General features: G+C 63.4%; 23 protein-coding genes, 1 tRNA gene and 1 pseudogene. 9 read left to right on the top strand and 16 right to left on the bottom strand.

All coding sequences use genetic code 11. The annotated features are described in order from the left end of the window. Positions 1-98 precede the first annotated feature (98 nt). Complete coding sequence (locus EB231_RS23315) at positions 99-560, top strand: YbaK/EbsC family protein (protein WP_172350884.1); 462 nt, start codon at positions 99-101, stop codon at positions 558-560. 108 nt (positions 561-668) lie between these two features. Then, a tRNA-Pro gene (locus EB231_RS23310) sits at positions 669-745 on the top strand. 345 nt (positions 746-1,090) lie between these two features. On the opposite strand, the pseudogene EB231_RS23305 reads toward EB231_RS23310, so the two are convergent. From EB231_RS23305 to EB231_RS23285, 5 genes and pseudogenes are all read right to left on the bottom strand, one after another. Beyond that, positions 1,091-1,156 (bottom strand): annotated as a pseudogene (locus tag EB231_RS23305) (type II toxin-antitoxin system RelE/ParE family toxin); the annotation flags it as partial. A 182-nt stretch (positions 1,157-1,338) separates the two neighbouring features. Continuing rightward, entirely contained in the window at positions 1,339-2,589 is a 1,251-nt protein-coding gene (locus EB231_RS23300; RefSeq protein WP_172350883.1) for an O-antigen ligase family protein, read from the bottom strand. Beyond that, positions 2,586-4,121, bottom strand: coding sequence for an undecaprenyl-phosphate glucose phosphotransferase (locus EB231_RS23295; protein WP_172350882.1), 1,536 nt, complete (start codon positions 4,119-4,121; stop codon positions 2,586-2,588). The genes EB231_RS23300 and EB231_RS23295 overlap by 4 nt, the downstream gene beginning before the upstream one ends. An 89-nt stretch (positions 4,122-4,210) precedes the next feature. Then, positions 4,211-5,341 carry a glycosyltransferase gene (locus EB231_RS23290; RefSeq protein WP_172350881.1) on the bottom strand — a complete coding sequence of 377 codons (1,131 nt, stop codon included), beginning with the start codon at positions 5,339-5,341 and terminating at the stop codon, positions 4,211-4,213. A gap of 10 nt (positions 5,342-5,351) precedes the next feature. Beyond that, the gene (locus EB231_RS23285) at positions 5,352-5,915 is read right to left on the bottom strand and encodes a polysaccharide biosynthesis/export family protein (protein WP_056565427.1); all 564 of its coding nucleotides are present in this window, start codon (positions 5,913-5,915) and stop codon (positions 5,352-5,354) included. A 256-nt stretch (positions 5,916-6,171) separates the two neighbouring features. On the opposite strand from EB231_RS23285, the gene EB231_RS23280 reads away from it, so the two are divergent. Beyond that, complete coding sequence (locus EB231_RS23280; RefSeq protein WP_172350880.1) at positions 6,172-8,493, top strand: GumC family protein; 2,322 nt, start codon at positions 6,172-6,174, stop codon at positions 8,491-8,493. Between the two features lie 27 nt (positions 8,494-8,520). Here the strand turns inward: EB231_RS23280 and EB231_RS23275 are convergent, their stop codons facing one another. Both EB231_RS23275 and EB231_RS23270 read right to left on the bottom strand, forming a co-directional pair. After that, positions 8,521-9,357, bottom strand: a complete 837-nt coding sequence (locus EB231_RS23275; RefSeq protein ID WP_172350879.1) for a GNAT family N-acetyltransferase — start codon at positions 9,355-9,357, stop codon at positions 8,521-8,523. Between the two features lie 21 nt (positions 9,358-9,378). Beyond that, positions 9,379-10,608, bottom strand: coding sequence for a GNAT family N-acetyltransferase (locus EB231_RS23270; protein ID WP_172350878.1), 1,230 nt, complete (start codon positions 10,606-10,608; stop codon positions 9,379-9,381). 90 nt (positions 10,609-10,698) lie between these two features. Between EB231_RS23270 and EB231_RS23265 the strand changes: the two genes are divergently transcribed. Continuing rightward, entirely contained in the window at positions 10,699-11,757 is a 1,059-nt protein-coding gene (locus EB231_RS23265) for a polysaccharide deacetylase family protein (RefSeq protein WP_172350877.1), read from the top strand. 47 nt (positions 11,758-11,804) lie between these two features. Here EB231_RS23265 and EB231_RS23260 read toward each other — a convergent pair whose 3' ends face one another. Together EB231_RS23260 and EB231_RS23255 are read right to left on the bottom strand one after the other, a co-directional pair. Next, a complete protein-coding gene (locus EB231_RS23260) occupies positions 11,805-12,209 on the bottom strand; it encodes a hypothetical protein (protein WP_172350876.1) in 405 nt (134 codons plus the stop codon). Positions 12,210-12,315: 106 nt separating this feature from the next. Next, entirely contained in the window at positions 12,316-12,531 is a 216-nt protein-coding gene (locus EB231_RS23255) for a DUF2842 domain-containing protein (protein WP_172350875.1), read from the bottom strand. 152 nt (positions 12,532-12,683) lie between these two features. Between EB231_RS23255 and EB231_RS23250 the strand changes: the two genes are divergently transcribed. Continuing rightward, the gene (locus tag EB231_RS23250) at positions 12,684-13,778 is read left to right on the top strand and encodes a COX15/CtaA family protein (RefSeq protein ID WP_172350874.1); all 1,095 of its coding nucleotides are present in this window, start codon (positions 12,684-12,686) and stop codon (positions 13,776-13,778) included. Positions 13,779-13,797: 19 nt separating this feature from the next. Here the strand turns inward: EB231_RS23250 and EB231_RS23245 are convergent, their stop codons facing one another. From EB231_RS23245 to speB, 4 genes are all read right to left on the bottom strand, one after another. Next, positions 13,798-14,121, bottom strand: a complete 324-nt coding sequence (locus EB231_RS23245; protein WP_172350873.1) for a hypothetical protein — start codon at positions 14,119-14,121, stop codon at positions 13,798-13,800. Positions 14,122-14,197: 76 nt separating this feature from the next. Next, entirely contained in the window at positions 14,198-15,037 is an 840-nt protein-coding gene (locus EB231_RS23240) for an aminoglycoside phosphotransferase family protein (RefSeq protein WP_172350872.1), read from the bottom strand. Beyond that, on the bottom strand, positions 15,037-15,963 hold the full coding sequence (gene argC / locus EB231_RS23235) for an N-acetyl-gamma-glutamyl-phosphate reductase (RefSeq protein WP_172350871.1): 927 nt from the start codon (positions 15,961-15,963) through the stop codon (positions 15,037-15,039). The genes EB231_RS23240 and argC overlap by 1 nt, the downstream gene beginning before the upstream one ends. 30 nt (positions 15,964-15,993) lie before the next feature. Continuing rightward, the gene (gene speB, locus EB231_RS23230; RefSeq protein WP_056562410.1) at positions 15,994-17,001 is read right to left on the bottom strand and encodes an agmatinase; all 1,008 of its coding nucleotides are present in this window, start codon (positions 16,999-17,001) and stop codon (positions 15,994-15,996) included. 123 nt (positions 17,002-17,124) lie between these two features. Here speB and EB231_RS23225 point away from each other — a divergent pair, with 123 nt between their 5' ends. The 3 genes from EB231_RS23225 (at position 17,125) to EB231_RS23215 (ending at position 20,936) form a co-directional block, all read left to right on the top strand. Then, entirely contained in the window at positions 17,125-18,333 is a 1,209-nt protein-coding gene (locus tag EB231_RS23225) for an acyltransferase family protein (protein WP_172350870.1), read from the top strand. A gap of 85 nt (positions 18,334-18,418) precedes the next feature. Next, positions 18,419-19,477, top strand: coding sequence for a glycerophosphodiester phosphodiesterase family protein (locus tag EB231_RS23220; protein ID WP_172350869.1), 1,059 nt, complete (start codon positions 18,419-18,421; stop codon positions 19,475-19,477). A 76-nt stretch (positions 19,478-19,553) separates the two neighbouring features. After that, positions 19,554-20,936, top strand: coding sequence for an MFS transporter (locus EB231_RS23215; protein ID WP_172350868.1), 1,383 nt, complete (start codon positions 19,554-19,556; stop codon positions 20,934-20,936). A gap of 58 nt (positions 20,937-20,994) precedes the next feature. Here EB231_RS23215 and rpsI read toward each other — a convergent pair whose 3' ends face one another. From rpsI to EB231_RS23200, 3 genes are all read right to left on the bottom strand, one after another. Further along, complete coding sequence (rpsI, locus tag EB231_RS23210; protein ID WP_010915637.1) at positions 20,995-21,477, bottom strand: 30S ribosomal protein S9; 483 nt, start codon at positions 21,475-21,477, stop codon at positions 20,995-20,997. A gap of 1 nt (position 21,478) precedes the next feature. Continuing rightward, the gene (gene rplM / locus EB231_RS23205) at positions 21,479-21,943 is read right to left on the bottom strand and encodes a 50S ribosomal protein L13 (RefSeq protein WP_010915638.1); all 465 of its coding nucleotides are present in this window, start codon (positions 21,941-21,943) and stop codon (positions 21,479-21,481) included. Positions 21,944-22,158: 215 nt separating this feature from the next. Continuing rightward, the gene (locus EB231_RS23200; protein WP_172350867.1) at positions 22,159-22,623 is read right to left on the bottom strand and encodes a PaaI family thioesterase; all 465 of its coding nucleotides are present in this window, start codon (positions 22,621-22,623) and stop codon (positions 22,159-22,161) included. Positions 22,624-22,776: 153 nt separating this feature from the next. Here EB231_RS23200 and EB231_RS23195 point away from each other — a divergent pair, with 153 nt between their 5' ends. Then, positions 22,777-23,598 (top strand): enoyl-CoA hydratase, encoded by an 822-nt coding sequence (locus EB231_RS23195; RefSeq protein WP_172350866.1) that lies wholly within the window; start codon positions 22,777-22,779, stop codon positions 23,596-23,598.

Below are 23,598 nucleotides of genomic sequence, written 5' to 3'. Positions count from 1 at the left end.
TTGCCGATTTGTGGATCGCACGTGTTTATACCTGCGGCATCCAAATCTGCGCCAATCGCGTCCGCCGTGCATCGGCTTTGAATCATGGGTTTTCTGACATGAGCCTGGACTCTGTTCGTGCCTTCTTCGCCGCTCATGCGCCCGACATCGAGGTCCTGGTCACGCAAGCAAGTTCGGCGACGGTGATGCTGGCGGCGGAGGCGCATGGCGTCCTTCCGGCGCAGATCGCCAAGACGATCTGCCTGCGCGTCGGCGAGCGGACCATGCTGGTCGTGACCAGCGGCATCGCCAGACTGGACAACCGCAAGTTCAAGGACCGGTTCGGCGGCAAGCCGCGCATGCTGGACGCGGAGGAAGTTGTGGCTGCCACGAGCCATCCGGTTGGCGGTGTTTGCCCGTTCGGCTTGCCGGCGCCGCTGCCGGTCTACTGCGACGTTTCGCTGCGCGAATTCGATGAGGTGGTGCCGGCCGCCGGCGCCACCAACGCCGCGGTACGGATCGCTCCGCGGCGCATGGTCGATCTTATCGGTGCGGAATGGGTCGATGTGTGCCAGGGTTAAGGTAGGACACTGATGCAGCCGGCCTCCATTATCTCACAATCTACCTGCAAGATAGTCGCGGAATTCGGTTGACCGGAGCGGGGTTATCACGATACATCGCGACCGGTCCGGAGTGTAGCGCAGCCCGGTAGCGCACTTGACTGGGGGTCAAGGGGTCGTCGGTTCGAATCCGGCCACTCCGACCAAACAAAACAAAGAGTTAGCCGTTTCCCCCAGAGGTGGCTATAGAGTTTTTAGCCACATTGTAGCCAGAACGAAAAGCCGCCGAAGCCGAGCTTTAGCAGTGCGCCTTGTTTGCAACACGTTTGGCTGCCATATACTTGATCAAGCATTCGCGCGAACGTCCCTTCAGATAGTCGGTGAGGTTTACCAGGCAGACTGTGCATTTGAGCTGATCGACAGCTCGACGGCCATGAATGTACCGGCATCGAGCATGAGTCTTGGCAACGAAGGGAAGCGGGCAATAGCCCGCTTTTTTGTTGCCCATCGCCCCGACTGCGGGGGTCAGTCACGCTTGGGAAAGAGCGCCCTATCACCGACAGCGCCATCTCCTCTCGACGCAGCGGCGTTAGACGGGCATTCTTGTGGATGTTCATTCGGACCCTCCGGTGGATGCTGAAGCCTGGTAACTCCAGTCTCCTCGGTCCGGTCCGAACGGACAACCTCCCGAAAGCTCACAGCTAGTCGCCATCAATGGCCCGAACGGTTTGAGCCTGGCCATTTCGAAATGGGAGTTCTCCCGGGTTCGTCTTGGCTGAACCCTGGGCAGATCGTGCCTTCAGCTTCCTGCTTGAGCCAGAGCCGGCCGCAACAGCCGCTGATGGCGGTATTCCAAGGCGATGGCGCCCCAGATCAGGCCGAGCAGCAGGTAGACGTGGCGCCAGTGGTCGATGTCGATGAAGGTGCCGAGCCCGATATTGCCGATGAAGGCGACATAGGCGCACAAGAGGTAAGGCTGCCACGGCCGGTCGCGCAGCAGGATGCGGAAGCCGGCGGTCATGGTCCAGACGACCAGTGTCAGGAACGAGACAAAGCCGAGCCAGCCATAATCCATCAGCATTTTCAGCCAGATGTCGTGCGTGTCCTCGCCGAACATCTTGCCGAAGACCAGCGGCCCGATGCCGAACGGACGCTCCATCGCCATCTGGAAGCCTATACCGTAGCGGGCGAAACGGCCGAGGCGGGCGGTGTCGTAACTCTGTTCGAGATGCGCGCGCTGGGTGAACATGTCCGCTACCCCGGGCAATTGCAGGATGACGATGATGGCGATCGTCAGCAGCGACAGCGCGGCGATGGTCATGATCACCACGCGCAGCCGGAACTTGCCGCTGTTGCTCTGCAGGAACAGGCAGCCGGTGAGCAGCACGGCAGAAACGGCGAACATGCCCCAGGCGCCCCGCGAGAAGGAGAAGAAGATGCCCGATGCGATGATCAGCAGCGGCACCGCCAGCAGCGGCATGCGCGAGACCGGACCGGTCAGGAGCAGATAGAGCAGATAGATGCCGGGCAGCACCAGGAAGGGTCCGAAGACGTTCGGATCCTGGAAGGCGCCGGCGGCGCGGTCGTATTTGGTGAAGATCTCGGCGCCGGGAAAGACATGGAAATAGCCTGCTATGCCGAGCAGCGACGTAGCCACGGCCGAGACGACATAGGCATTGAAGATCAGCCGGTAGAGACCTGGTTGCGTGGCGGTGACCGAGGCGAAGAACACCGCGCTGAAGGCCAGGAACAGCGACACGGAGAGATAGAGGGGCGTGAAGGCGAGATCCGCCATCTGCGTCATCGAGATCATGCCGCCGATATTCATTGTCACCAGCAGCACCAGCAGCGGCATGGCCGCGCGGGAGATCCGCAAGCCGAAGAGCGCCCAGATGGCGATCAGCCCGGCCATGTAGATTTCGTAAGGCGCCGGCTCGCTGATGACGAAGCCGGACAGAAGGATGCCGAACACCACCGCACCGGAAGAAATCAGGGCGATCAGCTTGGCGTTGACCGCGCCCGGCGGCAGTTCATGGGAAATCGCGCTCAATAGGCGTTTTCCGTATTGAGCAACCGGATCGGCGTCAGGAACAGGATCCGCAGATCGAACAGCAGCGACCAGTTCTCGATGTAGTAGAGGTCGTACTCCGTCCGCATGCGGATCTTCTCGTTGGTGTCCATCTCGCCGCGCCAGCCGTTGATCTGCGCCCAGCCGGTGACGCCCGGCTTGACCTTGTGGCGGGCGAAATAGCCGTCGACCACCTCGTTGTAGAGAAGGTTGTGCGACTGCGCCGCGATCGCATGCGGGCGCGGGCCGATCAGCGACAGCGATCCCAGCAGCGAATTGACGAACTGCGGCAGTTCGTCGATCGACGTCTTGCGGATGAAGCGGCCGACGCGGGTGACGCGCGGATCGTTCTTGGTCACCGTCTGCTTGGCGGTGGGATCCGACCGGTCGGTGTACATCGAGCGGAACTTGTAGACCTCGATGATCTCATTGTTGAAGCCGTGTCGCTTTTGCTTGAACAGCACCGGTCCCTTGCTGTCGAGTTTTATGGCGATCGCGGTCGCCAGCATCACCGGCGAGAAGACGATGATGCCGATCAGCGAGAAAATGATGTCGAAGGCGCGCTTGGCGACCGAATCCCAGTCGTTGATCGGCTTGTCGAAGATGTCGAGCATCGGCACCGAACCGATGAAGGAATAGGCGCGTGGGCGGAACTGCAGCGCGTTTGAATGCGCCGAAAGCCGAATGTCCACCGGCAGCACCCACAGTTTCTTCAACAGCTGCAGCACACGTGTTTCGGCGGTCAGCGGCAGCGACACGATCAGCATGTCGATGCGGGCGATGCGCGCGAACTCGATCAGTTCCGAAATGGTGCCGAGCTTGGGATAGCCGGCAACGATGGGCGGCGAGCGCTTGTCGCTGCGGTCATCGAATATGCCGCAGATGCGGATGTCGTTGTAAGGCTGTTTTTCGACCGAGCGGATCAGCACTTCCGCAGCCTTGCCGCCGCCGACAATGACGGCGCGCCGCTCCATGCGTCCATCGCGGGCCCAGCGCCGGATCAGCTTCGACATCACCAGCCTGAGGCCAAAGAGGAGGACGAAGCCGACCACGAACCAGGTGCCGAACAGCAGTCGCGAATAGTCTTCCGACATCTTCATGGTGAAAGCCGTCAACGCCATCAGCGCGAAGGTGCCGGCCCAGACCAGCAGGATGCGGCCGAAATTGGCGATCGGCCGCATCAGGGAAACGACCTGGTAGCAGTCGGTGACATCGAGCAGAACCACGGCGAGGAACGACGCGGCGGCGATCGTCACCGGATATTGCCAGGCGAGATAGTTGAAGAACCCGACATAGTAGAAATAGACGCAGAGCCCCGAAAGGAACAGGATCGCGAACTCGACCATGCGCAGGACACCGCTGACCATGATCGGCGACATCGTATCGCGCCGGTATTGCGACGCGACCTGTCGGGCAACATCGTTCATGCCCCCGGGTGCGTCGCCATCGGTCGGGCCGTTGAATTTACGCACAGCTTCTGCTGAAAAGCGGCGCGCGGGGTCAATCTCGTTCATGGAACAGTCCGCAAGCTTCCCAGGGTGATTAGCAAAAGAGAGCTAAGAAACCCTTGAAACAACACGTGGCTTTGGAAAGGCTTGGGGAGTCACCTGCCGAGCGCGGCGAAATAGGCCTTCTCGATTTCGGCGGCCATGACGTCGGCGCCGAAACGCGCCTTGAGGCCGGCGCCGTCGGGCATCAGCTTGCCGTAGGCTGCGAGATCGGCCAGCGCCTCACTCATCTTTTCAGTGAGTTCGACGGGATCGGGCCTGATCAGGGCAGGGGAGCCGGCAGCGAAAATCTCCGGTATGCCGCCGACAGCGGTTGCGATCATGGGTCTTGCCGCGGCAAGCGCTTCCAGCACGATATAGGGCATGGCTTCGGCGCGCGAGGGAACGACGACGAGCGCTGCCAGCGCGAAGGCCTCCCTGGCCGGCATTGGCGGCAGGAAGCGGACATGGTCCTGAAGCCCAAGACGCTTCACCTGCGCGTGGTAGCGCGGTAGGTCGTCGCCGTCGCCGACCATCACCGCGCTCAGCGTACGGCCAAGCCGGGGACCGGCTGCGGCCAGCGCATCGATGAAGATGTCGGGGCCCTTCAGGTCCCGCATCATGCCGATATAGAGCAGATCCGCCGCATCGGGTTCGATCGCCACCGGTTCGAATTCCGTGGCGCGCAGTCCGTTGTAGACCAGCGTGTTCGGGATCGGCGGCTCGCCCACCTTCCTGCGATAGGTTCGCCGCTCATAATCCGAGACGAAGAGCAGGCAATCGGTGAAGCGCGCCATGGAGCGCTCCAGTGCGAAGAACAGCCTCCCCGTGGCTGTTGTTTCGTCATAGTGGAGGGAGCCGCCATGCGGCGAATAAAGGCGGGCTACGCGAGACCTTGATACCCGCAACAATGAGCCGAACAGACGGGCATAGGCGCCACCCTTGGCACCGTGCCCGTGCAGGACGTCCGGCTGCAATTCCTTGATGATCCTGTAGGTGCGCCGGGCCGAGGCGAGATCGCCCGGGCCGACATGGCGCTGCATTGGCGTGCGATGGATACCGAGCGCCAGCGTGTCCTTCATCTGCTCGAACAGGCGCTCCTCGAATTCGCCGCCGGTGGTCGAATCGCAGACGATCCCGACCACATGGCCGGCCGCGACCTGAGCTTCCGTCAGGTCGCGCACATGCCGGAAAATTCCTCCGACGGGTGAACGAAAGCAGTGGACGATCCTGAGCTTGTCCGCCACGTGGTATCTGTCAGAACAGGCGTTCGCGGACGAAGACGGTATCTCCGGGCAGCAGCGGGTCGGAGGTGACCACGCGCCCGGTCATCACCTTGCCGTTGATGTCGCGAGTGATGTCGACGCTTTCCTGGTTGGCGCGTGGTGTGAAGCCTCCGGCAATGGCGATGGCCTTCTGCACGGTCAGGCCGGGCACGTAGGAATACTGGCCGGCAGCACCCACTTCGCCCATGACGAAGATCGGCCGGTAGCGGTCGATCTCGACCGAAACGTCCGGGTCGCGCAGATAGCCTTGCCGCAATTTGTCGGCGATCTCCTTTTCCATCTGCTGCGCGGTGTGACCACGCGCGGGTACGGCACCGACAAGCGGGAAGGAGAGATAGCCGGACTGGTCGACACTGTAGGTGTTGGTCAGGCCGTCCTGTTCGAACACGGTGACGCGAACGCGGTCGCCGGCGCCGAGGCGATAAGGCTGGTCGAGGACCTCGTGGAAGGCCGCCGGCGGCGGGCGGTAGCTGGAGCAGCCGGCGAGCATCGATACGGCAAGCAGCGCGCGAACGAGGGAAGCAGTGCTTTTCATGACCGGATACGTACCTTCGACTGGCCGCTGCGGCGTCGCAGCAAACATCTGGGATCGGGTTCGTTATCGTCCTGTTAGGGTTAATGGCCGGTAAAGGCTACGGCCAATAGAGCTCGCGCCGGCAGGGATTTTGCCATTTTGTCGTTTTTTCTAGCCGCTCGCCAGTAATCCCTAATGGAGTATTACCGCGATCTTAACTGCTGAGTTACCATAGTTGTTTACGGTGCATCCTGACCCAGTTTCGGAGTAGGGATGCATGTCCGTTCAGTCCGCGGCCGCAGATGTCGATGTCGATCTCAGGCAGCTTTTCGCCAGCCTGGCGAGGAACTGGCTGCGCATATTGCTCTTTGTTCTGCTCGTGACAGGCTTGGCGTTTGCGTTCGCTTCGTTCGCGACACGACACTACAAGGCGCAGACGCAGGTGGAAATCGCCCCGCGCGAATCCGTTTATACCCGCCCGGCCGGCAGCAACAATGACGGCGACAAGCCGATCCTCGACGAGCAGGGCGTCGCCACCCAGGTCCAGATCATTTCGTCCAACGAAATCCTCAAGCAGGTGGCGCAGAAACTCGGCTTGGCGCGACTGCCTGAGTTCGACGAAACGATCAACATGTCGTCCCTCAGCCGCGTGCTGATCCTGCTTGGGCTGAAGAACGATCCGATGGATATTCCGGCCGACGAACGCGTGTTGAAGAAGATGCGCGAGAAGCTCAACGTCTTTGGCGTTGAAAAGACTCGCATCATTGCCATCGAGTTCTCCTCGGAGGATCCCAAGCTCGCCGCAGCCATCCCAGACGCCATTGCCGCTGCCTATATTGCCGGGCAGGGCGCGGCCAAGAGCGAATCGAACACCGCCGCCGCGGATTTTCTGGCGCCGGAGATCGCCGACCTGTCGAAGCAGGTCAGGGATGCCGAGGCCAAGGTCGCGGCGTACCGCGGCCAGTCGGACCTCCTGATGGGCGGCAACAATTCCACCTTGGCCACACAGCAACTGGCCGAGCTGTCGACCGAATTGTCGCGGGTGCGGGCCAATCGCGCCGCGGCCGAAGGCACCGCAGACAGCGTACGCAAGGCGCTGCAGAATGGGGGCTCGCTGGATTCGCTGCCGGAAGTGCTGTCGTCCGACCTGATCCAGCGTTTGCGGGAGCGCCAGGTCGAGCTGCGCGCCAACATCGCCGATCTGTCGACGACGATGCTCGACAATCATCCGCGCGTTCGCGCGGCGAAATCACAGCTGGCCGATCTCGATGCGCAGATCCGCAGTGAAGCGCAGAAGGTCATGAAGGGCCTGGTTATGCAGGCCGATGCCGCCAAGGCACGTGAAAACCAGCTCGTCGCCGACGTCAACACGCTGAAGGCGGCCTCGGCACAGGCTGGCGAACAGCAGGTCGGTCTCGACGCGCTGCAGCGCGATGCGGCGGCCAAGCGCCAACAGCTCGAACTCTATCTCACCAACTACCGCGAGGCAGCCTCGCGTCAGGACCGCAACTATGCGCCGGTCGACGCTCGTGTCTCCTCGCCGGCTTCGGTGCCCTCCGAGCCATACTTCCCCAAGGTCGGGCCGATCGTTGGCGCCGCCGCCGCGGCTTCGCTTCTGCTGGCGGCGGTCTTCACGCTGCTGCGGGAGCTCTTCTCGGGCCGTGCCATGCGCCCGGCCACGGGAGCCCGTTTTGCACCGATCGACGAAGTGGCGATGCCGACAACTGCCCGCCAGGAGCCGGCCGCTCCCCTGGAACCAGCTGGCCGCCTTGAGCCGGCTGTCGCCAGCGAGTTTGCCAATCCAGGTGCTGAGGCGCCATGGTCCGAAACGGTCGCGGATTCCGAGATGACGGTGCGACCCCAGCCCATTGCCGAGCCTGAGCCTGCTACCGAGCCTGAGCCTGCCACCGAGCCTGGGCCTGCCGCCCAGCCAGAGCCTGTCGCCAAGGCCGTATCAGCTACCGAGCCGGAATCCGTCGTGGAGGTCCAGCGGCCGCGCTCGGTGCTCGGTGAGATCGACATCGAGAAGGCCGCGGAAAAGCTGATCGCCAGCGGGGCCGCACGCGCGATATTCGTTTCGCCCGAAGGCGACGAGGCAGCCGCATCGGCGATCCTGGTGGCGCGCGAGGTGTCCGACGCCGGCCTGCGCGTCTTGCTGCTCGATCTTACCGCCTCGGGTGCTGCTTCGCGGCCAATGCTGGACAGCGGACTTTTCCCGGGCATCACCGATCTGCTCGCCTCGCAGGCGCAGTTCAGCGACGTCATCCATGCCGATCTCTATTCCGATTGCCACGTCATTCCGGTCGGCACCGCCGATCCGGTCCGCGCCATGCGCGCCGCCGACAGGTTGCCGATCATCATGCAGTCGCTGACCACGGCCTATGATCTGGTGGTGGTCGAGTGCGGGCCGGCCGACGCGCAAGGCATCAGCCGCCTGGGCGGCGACGCCACCGAAGTGTTCCTATCCATGCTCGAGCCGGACGACGAGGTGACGCGAGCCGCGGTCAAGCTGATCGAGAGCGGTTACCCCGACCTGACGCTGGTGACGCCGCTTGGCCACGAGCCGCCGGGCACTCCGGGCCGGCGCTCCGCGGCCTGAACAGCCGCTGTCCACAGACCGCCTGACCTATCCCAGTTCCAGCGTCGTCACGCCGAATATCCTGTTGGCATCAAGCTTCGGGGGTGGGCCTTGATACATGCGGGTGGTGGTGAAGGTCGGTGAGAAGCCCGCCGCCTCGAGCGCCGCGATGAAATCGACTTGGGTGGCTGGGACGTCGATGTTCAGCTCGCCGCCTTTGCACGCACTTGCCAGCTCCGCGAGCAATTCGAGCGCGGTCTGCGTGTCGTCGGCGAAGAGCGGGCCGACCTTGAAGCCGCTGCGGCAGGAACGGGCTACCGCATAGCCGGCCGCTCCCCACGATTGGATCGCGGCCAGGGCACGGTGAGGCGGCTGCAGCCATTGCTGCAGGAAAGAGGGCCGGGGCGCGGGAAAGCAAAGCGCGTCATATCCGATGATGTCGGGCCCCGGTTGCGCTGTCACCATGCGCAGCCGCCCGGCGCCGACGGGCGAGCCCGCAGGGCGCCCGCTGTAGCGGATGGTCTCGTAGACCGGCCTGAACCCTTTTCTCTGGTAGTTGGCCCGCTGCTCTTCGACGCCATCCAGCCCGATGGTGCGCCCGGCCAACCTGGCCATGCCAGCGGTCCACACCGCCTTGCCATAGCCTTTGCCGCGCATGTCCGGACGGCTGATGTAGAGGCCGATGAAACCAAAATCGTGCCCATAGGCCACCGCCGAGATCGCGGCGACCATCTCGTCGCCGACGAAAGCGCCGATGAAGCCCTCCGGATCCGCGGCCTGGAACATCGCCGCGTCTTCAAGGCCCGGGTTCCAGCCCTCGGCGGCTGCCCAGTCGATGAGGTCAGTCAGTTCCCTGAGGGATAGCGTGCGGATGGTCGGCTTCATGGCGCTCATTTCGAAGCGAGCTTAACTGTCGTCCTCGACAGCCGCGGGCGCTGGCTGTCCGGCTGCCTTGCGGCGCAGCATCTTGGTCAGTTTCCAGATCGTCGGGCTGTTCTTGACGAAGGCCTTCAGCCGCGCGCCCTGGCGAAGCGACTGCGCCAGGGCGCGGCCCTTCAGTGTCAGCGGGACCAGCACCTCGAAATGCCGGGTTTCGATATCGCACCACTGCCGTTTGTAGGCCTCGTCGCCGACGGAGAAGTCATAGACGGCAAAACCGGTGTCGCAGGCTTCCTGTATGTTGTCGAAGAACAGGAAATCGCCGGGACTGCTGTGCGCGAGATCGTCCTCCGCGATCGCGCCGAACTCGCAGATCAGGCGCTTGCCCGAACGGCTCGACCCGGTGACGGCGCGCAGCTTGCCGGCGACCTCCAGGCCATGCAGCAGGAAAGATGGCTTGTCCTCGGCCAGGGCTTGTGTGAACAGCCCCCGGAAGAAGGCACGTATCCGAGCGTCGCCGAAGACGTTGGCAATGCCCATCTTGCGAAAGCGATGTTCCTTCATCTCGAAGAAGGCGTCGAGCAGCCTGTCCACTTCGTCCGAAGTTCGCGCCTCGATGCGCCGGTGGCTGCCGACGGCCTCGAATTTGCGCGTCTGCGAACGATGCTTCTTGCGTTTGCGCTTGCCGCTGGCGCGCAGCAGCAGCGCATCGAAGCCACCGGCAAGATCGACGGCCAGCGAAAGATTGGGGCTGGCAAAATGGTCGAGCGACGCAAGCGGATTGGCGATGCCCTCGAGATCGGGCAGCAATCTTTCCAGCGCGATGAGATCGATGTCGGGACGAGCCTTGGCGATGGCTGCGAACATCGCGCCGACGTTTGCGCGATCCGCCCTGTTCAGCCATAGGGTGTCGGCTGCCGCGAAATTTCCATTGGCGTGGCGGTCGCCCATGAAACGGGCGACTCGGAACGGGCCGCGGCTGACAATCTCCAGCGCCAGCGCGAAGACCGGCTTGCCTTCGAGAGTGAGCGTTGCCACGAGCAGATCCGGCTTGACCTGAGCGGCCCAGTTCAGGATCCATGTCGCGCCCTGTGCCGGCGCGCTAAGCGCCGACCGGCAGAACTCCGCATAGGCCGCTAGCCCGTCCGCACCCACGACGGAAACCGACAGCCCCTCGGCATCCTTCGGCTGGGCGCGTGGCGAAGCCTCGGTCGCCGCGAGCCGATTGCCGTCAAATGACGCCATTGCGTCAACCATACCTCAATCCTTAAGGCGTACTGATCCCGATTTGGGGGGCGCTCAGGCGTATTCCGTGCTTGGATCAGCCTAGGCGCAAAAGGTGAATGAATGATCGACGGTGGGGAGGCAATCCGGAAACTGGCGCTCAACGTCGCCCGTTATACCGGCCTTGCACCGCTGGCCAGGCCATTTGTCGGCGGCATCGGCGCCATCCTGATGCTGCACCGCGTGACGGCGACACCGGAAAAACCCGACAGCGTCAACCGGCATCTCAACATCGCGCCCAGCTTCCTCGACGCGGTGATCGGCGACATGAAGGCGGACGGCTATGCCTTCGTCTCGATGGACGAAGCCGTGGAGCGCATCAAGGCAGGCGGCAGGGGCGGCCGGTTCGCCACCATCACCGCCGACGATGCCTATCGCGACAACATGACCGAGGCCCTGCCGGTGCTGGAAAAGCACGGCGCGCCGATCACCATCTATGTCGCGCCCGGCCTGATCGACGGCACCGCCTATCTCTGGTGGGACGTCGCCGAGGACATCGTCAATGTGTGCGATCGCCTGACGCTCGCGACCCCTAACGGTCCGGCGGTGATCGATTGCACGACCCCCGCCAGGAAAACCCAGGCGATAGCCCGGCTGCATGCCTATCTCGCTACCGAGGTTCGCGAGGAGGATTTGCGGACCGTGCTGCGCGATCTGGCCAATTCAAACGGGGTCGACGCGGACGCCCCGCGCCTGCGGACACTGATGAACTGGGATGAGATTCGCACTGTCGCGGCACATTCATTGGTGACGATTGGCGCCCATACGATCAACCACAGCAATCTGAAGCGGTTGTCCGAGACCGATGCGCGGTATGAGATCGGCGCTGTAAAGGAGAAGTTGCGCGCCGAGCTCGGCAGGGAGCCCCGCCATTTCGCCTATCCCTATGGCTATGCGAGCGCCGTCGGCTGCCGCGAGGTGGGCTTTGCCCGTGACGCCGGCTATGTCTCCGCCGTGACGACCCGCCATGGCGTGCTGCGCGCCGAACATGCCGGCTTCCTGCATGCCTTGCCGCGGATTTCAATCAATGGCCGCTACCAGAGCCTCGCCCACATCCGCACCATGCTGTCGGGCGTGACCACGCCGCTCGCCAATGCCGGCAAGATGGTCGTCACCATCTGACGGGCTGCCTTGTCAAGGCGACCGAGCCGGCGAACATCCGCAACGTGTCAGCATTTGTGGAAATAGCGGTAGGTGTCCGGCGCGCTCATCCATTTGAAGTCGGCCGTCAATCCGCCATGCGCGTTGATCCAGCCGTGGATGTCGGAGGCATAAGCCTTCCACAACACGCCGGTCATGTCGGTGCGGTGGGCGAGATGGAAGCCGAAACTCGCCGCCGGCATGACGCATATGCGGCTGCGGGGGACATAGCCGAGCAGCACCGTGCAGGCGGACCGGCATTTGCCGACAATGCGCACATTGACGCCGCGCGCCGCCAACGCTTTCCAGCGCTGGCTGTAGGTGGCGACGCTGCCGCCATGGTTGTCCGAGACGTTGATGGTTTCGGCCGCCGCGGCCGACGCGGCCAGCGGGGTGAACAACAAGATCAGCCCTGCGAACATCCCTTTCAGCATGCCGGCCTCCCCAGGTGGGCACCGTCAGGATAGCCCCTTGTTCGGGGGCGATGGATCACATTCGCGTTCTTGACGCGTGACCCCTGTAAACCGACGCGGGCCTGTTTCAGCCTTTCGAGCGCGGCTCCAGCATCAGCCACTTGATGATGCCCATCGCCGGCAGTACCCACAGCAGCCCGCTGAGCAGGAAGAACAGGAATTGCACCAACGCACCCGATTCGGACAAACGGGCGACCGCGAAGATCGATGCGACGAGCGCATAGATGATCACCAGCGCCACAAGCAGGAACATTCCGATCAGCTTCTTCAGGCGAATAGGCATGGCTTGGCCTCGTTGATCGCTATCGCTTAAGCCGAACGCAGGATGCGCGCAACCCGCTGCGGGCGGCGCGACGGCGTGCCGCGCCGGATGGCCTTGCCAGCAGGGGTGCGATGGTTCACCTATCCGCGACTTCAACCTGCCGGGACAAGATCATGGCTGCCACATCAGCCGCCGCTGCGCCATACGCTGCCCGCGACCGCTACCTGCACAACCGGGCGCTGGTTCGGGGCTGGCTTTATGTCGTGCTTCTGGTGCTGTTTGCACTGGTGCTGGTCGGCGGCGCCACGCGGCTTACCGAGTCGGGCCTGTCGATCACCGAATGGCAGCCGATCCATGGCGTCATCCCGCCGCTCAACGACGCCGAGTGGCAAGAGGAATTCCAGCGCTACCAGCAGATCCCGCAATACACCGAGCTCAACAAGGGCATGAGCATCGAGGCGTTCAAGTCGATCTTCTGGTGGGAGTGGGCGCATCGTCTGCTGGCGCGCAGCGTCGGCCTGGTTTTCGCCTTGCCGCTGCTGGTCTTCTGGGTAACGCGCCGCATCGAGCGCGGCCTTGGGCCGAAGCTGGTCGGCATCCTGCTTCTCGGTGGCCTGCAAGGCGCCATCGGCTGGTGGATGGTGGCCTCCGGCCTGGTCGACCGGGTCTCGGTGAGCCAGTACCGGCTGGCGACGCATTTGACGCTGGCGGCGCTGATCTTCACCGCCACCATGGTCGTCGCGCGTGGCTTGGCGCCGCACTCCGAGCCCGCCGCCGATCGCTCGACGCAGCGCCTAGCCGGCTTCATCGTGCTTCTGGCGCTGATCCAGATCTATCTCGGCGGCCTTGTCGCCGGGCTCAATGCCGGTTTGAGCTACAACACCTGGCCGCTGATGGATGGCAAGATCATCCCGGGTGACCTGCTGATCCTCGAGCCGGCATGGCGCAATTTCTTCGAAAGCCCGAAGACGGTGCAGTTCGTTCATCGGCTCGGCGCCTATACAGTCTTCGCCGTCGCGCTCTGGCACATGATCGCGACACGGATCCGCTTGCCGGGCTCAACCCATGCGCGCCGCGCGACGCTATTGTTCGTGCTGGTGCTGGTGCAGGCGTCGATCGGCATCGGCACGCTGCTGATGCAAGTGCCGCTGCATATGGCGCTCACCCATCAGGGTTTCGCACTGATCGTGCTGGGCTTTGCCGCCGCGCATTGTCGCGGCACCAAGGGAGCTTACCCCTTGCCGCAAGAGATCGCGCTCCGGAATTGATCCCGAGCCGATCAGATCGTCACATCCAGAATTCGTTGGACTGCGTGGTTTTCTCGCCGTCGAATTCCGCTTGGCGCAAGGCGGCGGCGGAGGGTGTTGACTGGCTCTGAGCGGCCTTGGCGGCCTTGTCGGCGTCGGCGGCCCTGAGCGCATCAAGCTTGGCTTGGGCCACGGCTATATCCTGCCGCACCTGGGCGGCCTTGACTTCATCCGTGATCGCCTTGGCCTGATCCTCCAGGTCCTGGATCTGCTTTTCGAGCGCTGCCTCCTGGGCTGCATTGCTCGAGGAACTGGACGAGGAATACTGGGTTGCCGAGGACGAACCCGAGATCGCGCTGACCATGGCAAATCCTTATGAAAGCCAGGACATGTCACTAGCCGATCATGGTGAACAATCGATTACTTCAGCCGTTCCCGGGTCAGAAATTCGTCCGCACGGCCCGGATCGTCTTGGCGATCGACAGCTCGCGGTTCTCCTCGGCCGCATTGTCGTCCTCGTGATGCCATGCCGCGGACAGGCAGCCATAGGCGATGGCATGGTCCAGTATCGCGGCCGGCGACTGCCCCAGCGTCCTGGCAAAGACTTCGGCCATGTGTGCGATCCGCGAGGGATCGAGGCAAAGCGCGTCGCGGTCGAGCGGGTTGTAGAACATGTTGGCGGCGTCGAAGCCGGGATCGCCAAGCACGCCCTTCGGGTCGATCGCCAGCCAACCGCGCGGGCCCTGCAAGATGTTGTCGTGGTGGAGATCGCCATGCAAGGGCCTGATATCGTGCGGATTTTCCAGCAGCCGTTCGGCGATGGCCGCAGCCTCGACATAGAGGCTGTCGTCGCTGGCATGGCGGTCGGTTTTCGCCTTCTTGAAGAGGCTCGAAAACCGCTCCCTGAGCGGCTGAAGCTCGGGCGGGTAGCGGTGTTTTGATGGCGAGAGCAGTTTTGCCATTACCTCAGCAGCGATTGCGGTCGCGACGTTGTCGCCCTGTTCATCGAGAACCCGCGTAAGCAGCGTGTCGCCGGCATATTCGAGCAGCATTCTGTGGCCGTCGCGGCCAAGCAGGCGCACCGCGCCTTCGCCGCGCCGCCAGGCGAGGAAATGCTCGCCGCGCAACTCGTCGGCGACATCGTCGAAAGGCTTGAGCGCCTTGACGACGGCCGGCGAGCCATCCTCGCGAACAACCTTCCAGATGCGGCTCGAAAAGGTCTCGGCAATGAGTTCGGGCGCGCTGATTTTCCAGCGCGCCGGGAAGACTGGTGCGTCCATCAAAGGCCGAGCATCAGGTCCATGTTCTGGACGGCCGCGCCCGAGGCACCCTTGCCGAGATTGTCATAGACCGCCAGCAGCAGCGCCTGCGCTCTGTTGTCGTTGGCAAAGACATAGACCTTCATGCGGTTGGTGCCGTTGTAGATCTCGGGATCGATCTCCGGCACACGCTCCAGATGGGCGTACGGCGCCACTTCCACCACGCCGCCCTTGATCGCGGCGAAATGGTCGGCAATGGCCGCATGGAGCTCCGCGCCTGTCGGCACATGGTCCAGGCCGCCGAGTTGCAGCGGCACCACGGTGATCATGCCCTGGGCGAAATTGCCGACCGCCGGCTGCATGATCGGATCATGCGACAGTTTCGCATAGGCCCTCAACTCCGGCACGTGCTTGTGCTGCAGGGTCAGGCCATAGGGCAGGAACTCCGAGGCGTCCTCGCCCTTGGCGACATAGTCCTCGATCATCGGCCGACCGCCGCCCGAATAGCCCGAAATGCCGTTGACGGTGATGGGGAAATCGGTTGGCAGCAGGCCGGCGGCAACCAGTGGCCGCAGTGTCGCGATCGGTCCCTGCGGCCAGCAGCCGGGATTGGCGACGCGCTTGGCGGTGGCGATCGCCTTGGCCTGATCCTTGTCCATCTCGGCGAAGCCATATGCCCAGCCTTCGGCGACGCGATGCGCGGTCGACGCATCGATGATCTTGGTGGTGTCGTTGGCGATCAGCGAGACGCTCTCCTTCGCCGCGTCGTCCGGCAGGCACAGGATCGCGATATCGGCGGCATTGAGGAATTCAGCGCGCGCCGCCGTTTCCTTGCGGCGCTCGGCGGGAATGGAAATGATCTCCAGGTCGCCACGCTCGGCAAGCAGCGCCCGGATCTGGAGGCCGGTGGTGCCGTGCTCGCCGTCGATGAAGATTTTCGGTTTCATGACCTGATCAAATTCCCTGATACTTCAACACTATATGCCGTGACCTTGATTCACCGCGGCACCGTTATGATTGCCGTTGTTCATCTCTACCTGTCGTGCCTTTCGTTCAGCCAGCAGGCCGAGATATTGCATGGCCACCATCGAGCCGGCGATCGCCGTTATATCGGCGTGATCATAGGCCGGCGCAACCTCCACGACATCGGCGCCGACAATATCGACCTGGTTGAGCTGGCGCAGCGTCGACAGGATCTTCGCCGACGAAGGCCCGCCGGCCACCGGCGTGCCGGTGCCGGGCGCATAGGCCGGGTCGAGGCAGTCGATGTCGAAGGTGAGGTACGTCTTCTTGCCGCCGGTGCGGTCGACGATCGCATAGGCGATGTCGGATGCACGCATCTCCTCGATTTCGTGGCCGTAGAGGATCTTGATGCCGAACGTGTCGGGCGCGTGCGTCCGGATGCCGATCTGGATCGACCGGTCGGGGTCGATGATGCCTTCCTTGACCGCACGGCCGACGAAGGATCCGTGGTCGATGCGCTTGCCGTCATCTTCCCACGTATCCTGATGCGCGTCGAACTGCACCAGAGCGAGCGGTCCGTGGATGGCGGCATGCGCCTTGAGCAGCGGCCAGGTAACGAAATGGTCGCCGCCGAGCGTCAAAAGGAAAGCGCCCGACTTCAGGATCTTGGCCGCTTCGCGCTCGATCGTGCCGGGCGTCTTCTGGTGGTTGCCGGAGTCGAGCAGGCAGTCGCCATAATCGACCACGGCCAGATGCTCGAACAGATCGCGCGAGAACGGGTACTGCGGGTCATTGTCGAGGATGGCCGAGGCGCGGCGTATAGCCTGCGGCCCGAAGCGGGCGCCAGGCCGGTTGGTGACGGCGGCGTCGAAAGGAATGCCCCACACCACCGCGTCCGCGCCCTTCACGTCCTTGGTGTATTTGCGCCGCATGAACGACAGCGCGCCGGAATAGGTCGGCTCAAGGGCGCCGCCCGTCTTGGAACGGGCGGTGAAGGCATGGTCGATGTTCTTGGTCGCCATTACTGGTCCTCGTTTTCATCGGGGTGCAACAACTACAAAACCGGCACGGAAGATGCCAGTCACAGCTTGGGGAGACGAAACGGTGCCGCCCAGGTGCCACGGCAAGACAGGATCTGTACCATCATGACGCAGACCGCGTTTCTTAATCCGTCCCATGCCGTGGTGTCGACCCATGCCGGTACGGTAGCGGGAGAACGCTTCCAGGTTCTCGATTCGTGGCGCGGCATCTGCGCGCTTCTGGTGGCCCTGTTTCATTTCCCGACCGCCTCGTCGATCTCGCAAAGCGCCTTTGTGGGTTCGTCCTACCTTTTCGTCGACTTCTTCTTCGTTCTTTCCGGTTTCGTCATCGCCAGCAGCTACGCCAATCGGCTCAGCCGGCCGGAAGAGGTAGCCCGCTTCGCGCTGGTGCGTTTCGGCCGCATCTACCCGCTGCATCTGCTGATGCTTGCGGCTTTTGCGGGGTTCGAACTGCTGCGGCTGATGCTCCCGCAACTTCATGGCACCGGCGCAGCCCCCTTCACCGGCGGTTTCGACCTTGCGAGCCTGCTTGCCAATCTGCTTCTCCTGCAGGGAATGGGCTTTGAGGATCAATTGACCTGGAATGCGCCAAGCTGGAGCATTTCGGCCGAGTTCTTCGCCTATCTCTTGTTCGCGGGCGTGGTCTTCGTCGCCGGCGCGCGTGCCTGGATATGGTTTGTCGCCGCCGCCGTCACCGCGCCGCTGTTCCTGCTCGGCTTCTCCACGCATCATATGGATGTGTCCTACGATTTCGGCTTCATCCGCTGTCTCTACGGCTTCTCGCTCGGCGCCCTGCTGGCCTGGTTTCAGCATGATTCCATTGCAGGGGCGCGACAGCTCCTCGCCAGGAGCGGCCCACGGCTGAGCTGGACCCTTGCCGAAATCGTGATGGTGGCGGTGATCGTGCTTTTTGTCTCGTTGGCGGGCAGCAATGATTTTGGTATCGCGGCACCCCTGGTGTTCGCGCTGGCGCTGTTCCTCTTCGCCCATGAGGGCGGCTGGATTTCCGCCTTGCTGAGAACGCCCTTCATGCTGACGCTTGGCGCGCTGTCCTACTCCATCTACATGGTCCACATCTTCGTCCAGGCGCGTCTGATCAATTTTGCCGGGCTCGTCGAGCGCAAGCTTGGCCTTGGTCTGATCGGCGACTTTGTGCTGCGCGGACAGCCCGCCACCGGCTTCGGCGCCGGCTTGGCCGGGACCGGGGCAATCGTCATCATGCTCATCGCCACCATCGCCGCCTCCTGGATTACCTGGCGCCTGGTCGAGATGCCGGCCATGGCATGGTTCCGTCGGCTGTCCAGGCGCATCTGACGCACCATCCGCTAGCCGGCTTCGTTCACCCGCCTGTCACGGGCATCGCCTATCCCGGTTTCGATCCGGCAAGGAGCGATTCTCGATGCGGACAATCTGGCTGAGCCTTTTGCTTTCCACGGCCTTCGCGGTCGCATCCGGTCAGGCTTTGGCCAGCGAAAGCCGTGCCAGGCAGATCCTCGACCGCTTCGAGCATGCCAACCAGTGGCGCGACCACGTCATGGTGGCCGCGCATCGCGCCGGTAGCATGCAGGCCGGCAAGACGCTCTATGCGGAAAACTCGATTGCCGCGGTTGAAGGTTCAATCGCCATGGGTGCCGAAATCGTCGAGGTCGACATCAGGCGCTCGAAGGACGGCGCGTTCGTCGTCATGCATGACAGCTGGCTCGATCGCACCACGACCTGCAAGGGCGAGGTGGTGAACTATACGCTGGCCGAACTGAAGGCCTGCCGGCTGCTGGTCGAGGGCACCGGCGTCGTCACCAACGAGCGGGTCTCGACGCTGCACGAGATGCTGCTGGCGACCAGGGACAGGATCCTCATCAATCTCGACAACAAGCTCGAGGTCGGTGATCTCCCGGGCATGATCGCTGTGGCACGCGATCTCGGCATGGCCGATCAGGTCATCGTCAAGGAGAACCTCTGGAACCAGAACAGGATCGCCACGGTCAAGGCCGCGATGGCTGCCATCGGTGGCGGTGTCCAGTTCATGCCGATCATCGCCGATGACGCGGTGCATGATGCCGGTTTCGCCGAGACGGTCGACCACGCTTTCTCGCCGCGCGCGATCGAGCTGATCAACTGGCGGGCGGGTGCCGAGACGCTGACCGAGACCGGCGGACCGCTGTTCAGCACGCGCATGCGCGCCGCCGCGGTGCGGGGTAACTGGCACATCTGGGCCGACACCTACGCCATCGTCAACAAGCCGGGCGGCTTCCTGGCCGGCGGCCGTGGCGACGAATTGGCGGTCAAGGCCAGCCTGCCGCGCGAGGCCTGGGGTTTCTGGGCCGATCGTGGCGCCACCATCATCCAGACCGACGAGCCGAAGGCGGCCATCGACTGGCTGACGGCGAACGGTTATCGCGTGCCTTATGCTGGGGTCGGCGAACGTATCGAGCCCGCCGCGACCGCCAGCATCAACTGATCTGCCGCAGTTGAAGTTGTCGCAGTCTGGCCTCTGCTGACGGAACGGTGTCAGTGAAAATCCGTTATCCCAAGGCATGTCCGAAGCCATCGTTCTCAAGCCCCGCGCCGCCTATGCCGCAATCGTCGCCGCGACCAGTCTCGGCTTTGTGGTGGTGCAACTCGATGTCTCAATCGTCAATGTTGCGCTGAACAGGATCGGCGCCGCACTTTCGATGGGCATAGGCGGCCTGCAATGGGTCGTCGATGCCTATACGCTCGCCTTCGCGTCGCTGCTGCTCGTCGGCGGCGCCCTCGGCGACAGGATCGGCGCCCGCCGCGTGTTTGTTGGCGGCATGGCATTGTTCAGTGTTGCTTCGCTGGTTTGCGGGCTGGCGCAGAGCCCGTGGGTGCTGATCGCGGCGCGCGCCGTGCAGGGCGCTGGTGCGGCCTTGCTGATGCCGTGTTCGCTGGCGCTCCTCAATCGCGCCTATGCCTCCGACAAGCCACGTCGGGCACGCGCCGTGGGGCTGTGGACGGCGGCTGGCGGCATTGCGCTGTCGGCCGGACCTGTGCTCGGCGGCTTCATGGTGGCATCGTTTGGCTGGGCCAGCATCTTCCTGGTCAACCTGCCTATCGGCGCTCTCGCAATCTGGATGGCTTATCGGTTTCTTGAGGAAACGCCGCTCAAGGCCGAGCGGCCGCCTATCGAATGGGCCGGCCAGGGGCTTGTCGTGCTGGCACTGTTTTCGCTGACCGGGGCCTTCATCGAAACCGGTTCGTCGGGCTGGATTTCGATGGCGGTCATCGGCGGACTGATAGTGGCGGTGGCGGCCGGAAGCCTGTTTCTGCTCGCTGAGAGCCGGACAGCGGCACCGATGTTTCCGCTCAAGCTGTTCGCCAGCCGTGTGCCGGCTGTGACCAGCCTCGTCGGGCTGGCGGTCAATTTGACGCTCTACGGCACGATCTTTATGCTCAGCCTCTACTTCCAGAAGGAAAGGCATTTTTCGCCCGAAATGACCGGGCTCGCCTTCCTGCCCTTCATGGCGGCGGTCACCGTGTCGAACATTGCCGCCGGCCGCATCGCGGCCACCTACGGCCCACGCTTGCCGATGGCGATCGGCCTGCTCATCGGGGCGACCGGTTTCGGGCTGATGGCACTGATCCAGGCCGACACGTCCTACCTGTCGCTGCTCTGGCGGCTGCTGTTCCTGCCGGTCGGCATCGGTCTTGCGGTGCCCGCCATGACCACGGCACTGTTGTCGTCAGTGCCGACGGCGATGTCGGGAACAGCCTCGGGCGTTCTGAACACAGTGCGCCAGTCGGGCGGGGCGATCGGGGTCGCGCTGTTCGGCTCGGCCTTGGCGCTGGGCACGATCCAGGGCATGCGGATTGCTTTCCTCGTCTCCGCGCTCGCCGTGGCGTTCTCGGCGGTCTGCGCATTCCTGTTCATCCGCGACGCCGACCATTTCGCCGGATAGGGGATGCGCAACGCAAAAAGGCCGCCCGGAGGCGGCCTTTCGATTGTCCGTGGAGAGCTTAGCGCTTCGAGAACTGGAAGCTGCGGCGGGCTTTCGCCTTGCCGTACTTCTTGCGCTCGACGACGCGGCTGTCGCGGGTCAGGAAGCCGCCCTTCTTGAGCACGGCGCGCAGCGCCGGCTCGTAGTAGGTCAGCGCCTTGGAGATGCCGTGACGAACCGCACCCGCCTGGCCGGAGAGGCCGCCGCCGACGACCGTGGCGACGATGTCGTACTGGCCCGAACGGTTGGAGGCGATGATCGGCTGGTTGAGGATCATCTGCAGGACCGGACGCGCGAAATAGGTCGCGAATTCCTTGTCGTTGACGACGATCTTGCCGGAACCCGGCTTCACCCAGACGCGCGCAATGGCGTTCTTGCGCTTGCCGGTGGCATAGGCGCGGCCCGACTTGTCGAGCTTCTGGACGTGGACCGGGGCCGCGGCCTGCGTGTTCGTGTTGCCGGTGGCGGCGCCCAGTTCTGCGAGCGAGGAAAGCTCAGCCATCTTATGCGACCTTCTTGTTCTTGGAATTCAGCTTGGCCACGTCGAGGACTTCTGGCTGCTGGGCGACATGCGGATGCTCCGCGCCTGCATAGACGCGCAGGTTCTTCATCTGGCGACGGCCGAGCGGGCCACGCGGCACCATGCGCTCGACGGCCTTCTCGACGACACGCTCGGGGAAACGACCCTCGAGCAGCTGGCGCGCGGTGCGCTCCTTGATGCCGCCGGGGTGGCCGGTGTGCCAGTAATAGACCTTGTCGGTGAACTTCTTGCCGGTGAACACCACCTTGTCGGCATTGATGACGATGACATTGTCGCCGTCGTCGACATGCGGGGTGAAGGTCGGCTTGTGCTTGCCGCGAAGATGATTGGCGATGACAGTGGCGAGACGACCAACGACGAGACCTTCGGCGTCGATCAGGATCCACTTCTTCACCACATCCGCAGGCTTCTGCGAAAAGGTTGTCATGTTTTCTGCTTTCGGTTCTGACCTTCACGGGGAAGGCGTTTCTTGTTGCTTGGATTGGCGATGAGACGCTTGCCCGCCGCCAATAACAAAACGGCGGCCTTTGCGGGCCGCTGCTTCGTGAGGGCTTATAGGCGAGGGGGAACCGCGCGTCAAGCCGATCGAAAAGCTCCCTAGCGAAGAAACAATAGCAAAAACAACGACCTAGGTAAAAGGTATTATTTTACCACATCACTACTCCGCTTCGGCGGGATCGAATAGGTGCCCGTCGCGTGCGCGATCGTCTGACCTTCCGGGCCGGCGACGATGTCGATGTCGAACACCATCAGGCTCTTTCCCAGCTTCAGGATACGGCAATGGCCATCGATCGGCCCGGCCTCGGCCTTGCGCACGAAGTTGATATTGAGGTTGGTGGTGACCGAGAGCGCATCCGGCCCGGCGTGGCTGAGCACGCAGACATAGCCGCCAATGTCCGCCAGTGTGAACAGGGCAGGGCCCGACACCGTGCCGCCAGGACGCAGATGCCGCTCGCCGGCGTTGAGCCGCACGATGCAGCCGCCGGGGAACACGTCGATCGCCTCATAGGCGGCGGAATTCTCGTTGAGTTGCGGAAAGACGGTCTCCATCAGCGCATTGATCTGTGCTGCGGTCAGCACCGGCTTGAGGTTGGTCTGGGCGGGCATGTCGGTCTCTCGTTCTGCGCAGGCCTGTATGGGCGCAGCCGGGCGTTCCTGGCAACACCTTCAGTCTTCTGGCGCAAGCGATGGGTGTTGGATGAAACCCGATCCGATATTAGATACTCTCCCAGCCCGTTCGGAATCGCGGAGACCTTAGCCATGGCCGAAATTCTTGCCATCAAGCCTGTCGCTGTCGAGGGTCCGGTCACGACCAGGCTGGACAAGGGCGTGCTGCGCCTGACCCTCGCCAATCCTCCTGCCAACGCCCTGTCGCTTGGGGTGATGGCGGCGCTGACTGCCGAACTCGACCGCGCCAAGGACGACAAGGCCGTTCGTGTCATCGTGCTGTCGGCAGCGGGAAAAGTGTTCTGCGCCGGCCATGATCTCAAGGAAATGACGGCGCGCCGCGCCGACGCCGACCGCGGCAAGACCTTCTTCGAAGAGACGTTCGCCGCTTGTGCGACGCTGATGCAGGCGATCGTGCGCCATCCCTTGCCTGTCATCGCCGAAGTCGACGGTCTGGCCACCGCCGCCGGCCTGCAACTGGTCGCCAGCTGCGACCTGGCGATCGCCTCGCATGAGGCGACCTTCTGCACGCCGGGCGTCAACATCGGCCTGTTCTGCTCGACGCCGATGGTGGCGCTGTCGCGCAACGTGTCGCGCAAGCAGGCGATGGAAATGCTGCTGACCGGCGAGACGATCGACGCGGCGACCGCCAAGGAATTCGGCTTGGTCAACCGCGTCGTGCCGCGCGAATACCTGAATCAGATCGTTACCAAATACGCGCAGACCATTGCTTCCAAATCATCTTTGGTGGTGAAGACCGGCAAGGAGGCCTTTTACGCGCAGGCCGAGATGGGGCTGGCGGACGCCTATGCCTATACCGGCCGCGTCATGGTCGAGAACATGCTGGCGCGCGACGCGGAGGAGGGCATCGGCGCCTTCATAGGCAAGCGCAAGCCGCAATGGACGGACGAGTAA

It is taken from the genome of Mesorhizobium sp. NZP2298 (assembly GCF_013170825.1).
In the GTDB taxonomy this organism is placed as follows: domain Bacteria; phylum Pseudomonadota; class Alphaproteobacteria; order Rhizobiales; family Rhizobiaceae; genus Mesorhizobium.
Note: the sequence above shows the minus strand (reverse complement) of the source record. Positions and strands in the feature narration are given on the sequence as shown.

Coding starts and splice junctions, on each gene's coding strand:
- EB231_RS23315 (WP_172350884.1), top strand. CDS start 99: ATGAGCCTGGACTCTGTTCGTGCCTTCTTCGCCGCTCATGCGCCCGAC.
- EB231_RS23295 (WP_172350882.1), bottom strand. CDS start 4,121: ATGAACGAGATTGACCCCGCGCGCCGCTTTTCAGCAGAAGCTGTGCGT.
- EB231_RS23285 (WP_056565427.1), bottom strand. CDS start 5,915: ATGAAAAGCACTGCTTCCCTCGTTCGCGCGCTGCTTGCCGTATCGATG.
- EB231_RS23280 (WP_172350880.1), top strand. CDS start 6,172: ATGTCCGTTCAGTCCGCGGCCGCAGATGTCGATGTCGATCTCAGGCAG.
- EB231_RS23275 (WP_172350879.1), bottom strand. CDS start 9,357: ATGAAGCCGACCATCCGCACGCTATCCCTCAGGGAACTGACTGACCTC.
- EB231_RS23270 (WP_172350878.1), bottom strand. CDS start 10,608: ATGGTTGACGCAATGGCGTCATTTGACGGCAATCGGCTCGCGGCGACC.
- EB231_RS23265 (WP_172350877.1), top strand. CDS start 10,699: ATGATCGACGGTGGGGAGGCAATCCGGAAACTGGCGCTCAACGTCGCC.
- EB231_RS23260 (WP_172350876.1), bottom strand. CDS start 12,209: ATGCTGAAAGGGATGTTCGCAGGGCTGATCTTGTTGTTCACCCCGCTG.
- EB231_RS23255 (WP_172350875.1), bottom strand. CDS start 12,531: ATGCCTATTCGCCTGAAGAAGCTGATCGGAATGTTCCTGCTTGTGGCG.
- EB231_RS23250 (WP_172350874.1), top strand. CDS start 12,684: ATGGCTGCCACATCAGCCGCCGCTGCGCCATACGCTGCCCGCGACCGC.
- EB231_RS23245 (WP_172350873.1), bottom strand. CDS start 14,121: ATGGTCAGCGCGATCTCGGGTTCGTCCTCGGCAACCCAGTATTCCTCG.
- EB231_RS23240 (WP_172350872.1), bottom strand. CDS start 15,037: ATGGACGCACCAGTCTTCCCGGCGCGCTGGAAAATCAGCGCGCCCGAA.
- argC (WP_172350871.1), bottom strand. CDS start 15,963: ATGAAACCGAAAATCTTCATCGACGGCGAGCACGGCACCACCGGCCTC.
- speB (WP_056562410.1), bottom strand. CDS start 17,001: ATGGCGACCAAGAACATCGACCATGCCTTCACCGCCCGTTCCAAGACG.
- EB231_RS23225 (WP_172350870.1), top strand. CDS start 17,125: ATGACGCAGACCGCGTTTCTTAATCCGTCCCATGCCGTGGTGTCGACC.
- EB231_RS23220 (WP_172350869.1), top strand. CDS start 18,419: ATGCGGACAATCTGGCTGAGCCTTTTGCTTTCCACGGCCTTCGCGGTC.
- EB231_RS23215 (WP_172350868.1), top strand. CDS start 19,554: ATGTCCGAAGCCATCGTTCTCAAGCCCCGCGCCGCCTATGCCGCAATC.
- rpsI (WP_010915637.1), bottom strand. CDS start 21,477: ATGGCTGAGCTTTCCTCGCTCGCAGAACTGGGCGCCGCCACCGGCAAC.
- rplM (WP_010915638.1), bottom strand. CDS start 21,943: ATGACAACCTTTTCGCAGAAGCCTGCGGATGTGGTGAAGAAGTGGATC.
- EB231_RS23200 (WP_172350867.1), bottom strand. CDS start 22,623: ATGCCCGCCCAGACCAACCTCAAGCCGGTGCTGACCGCAGCACAGATC.
- EB231_RS23195 (WP_172350866.1), top strand. CDS start 22,777: ATGGCCGAAATTCTTGCCATCAAGCCTGTCGCTGTCGAGGGTCCGGTC.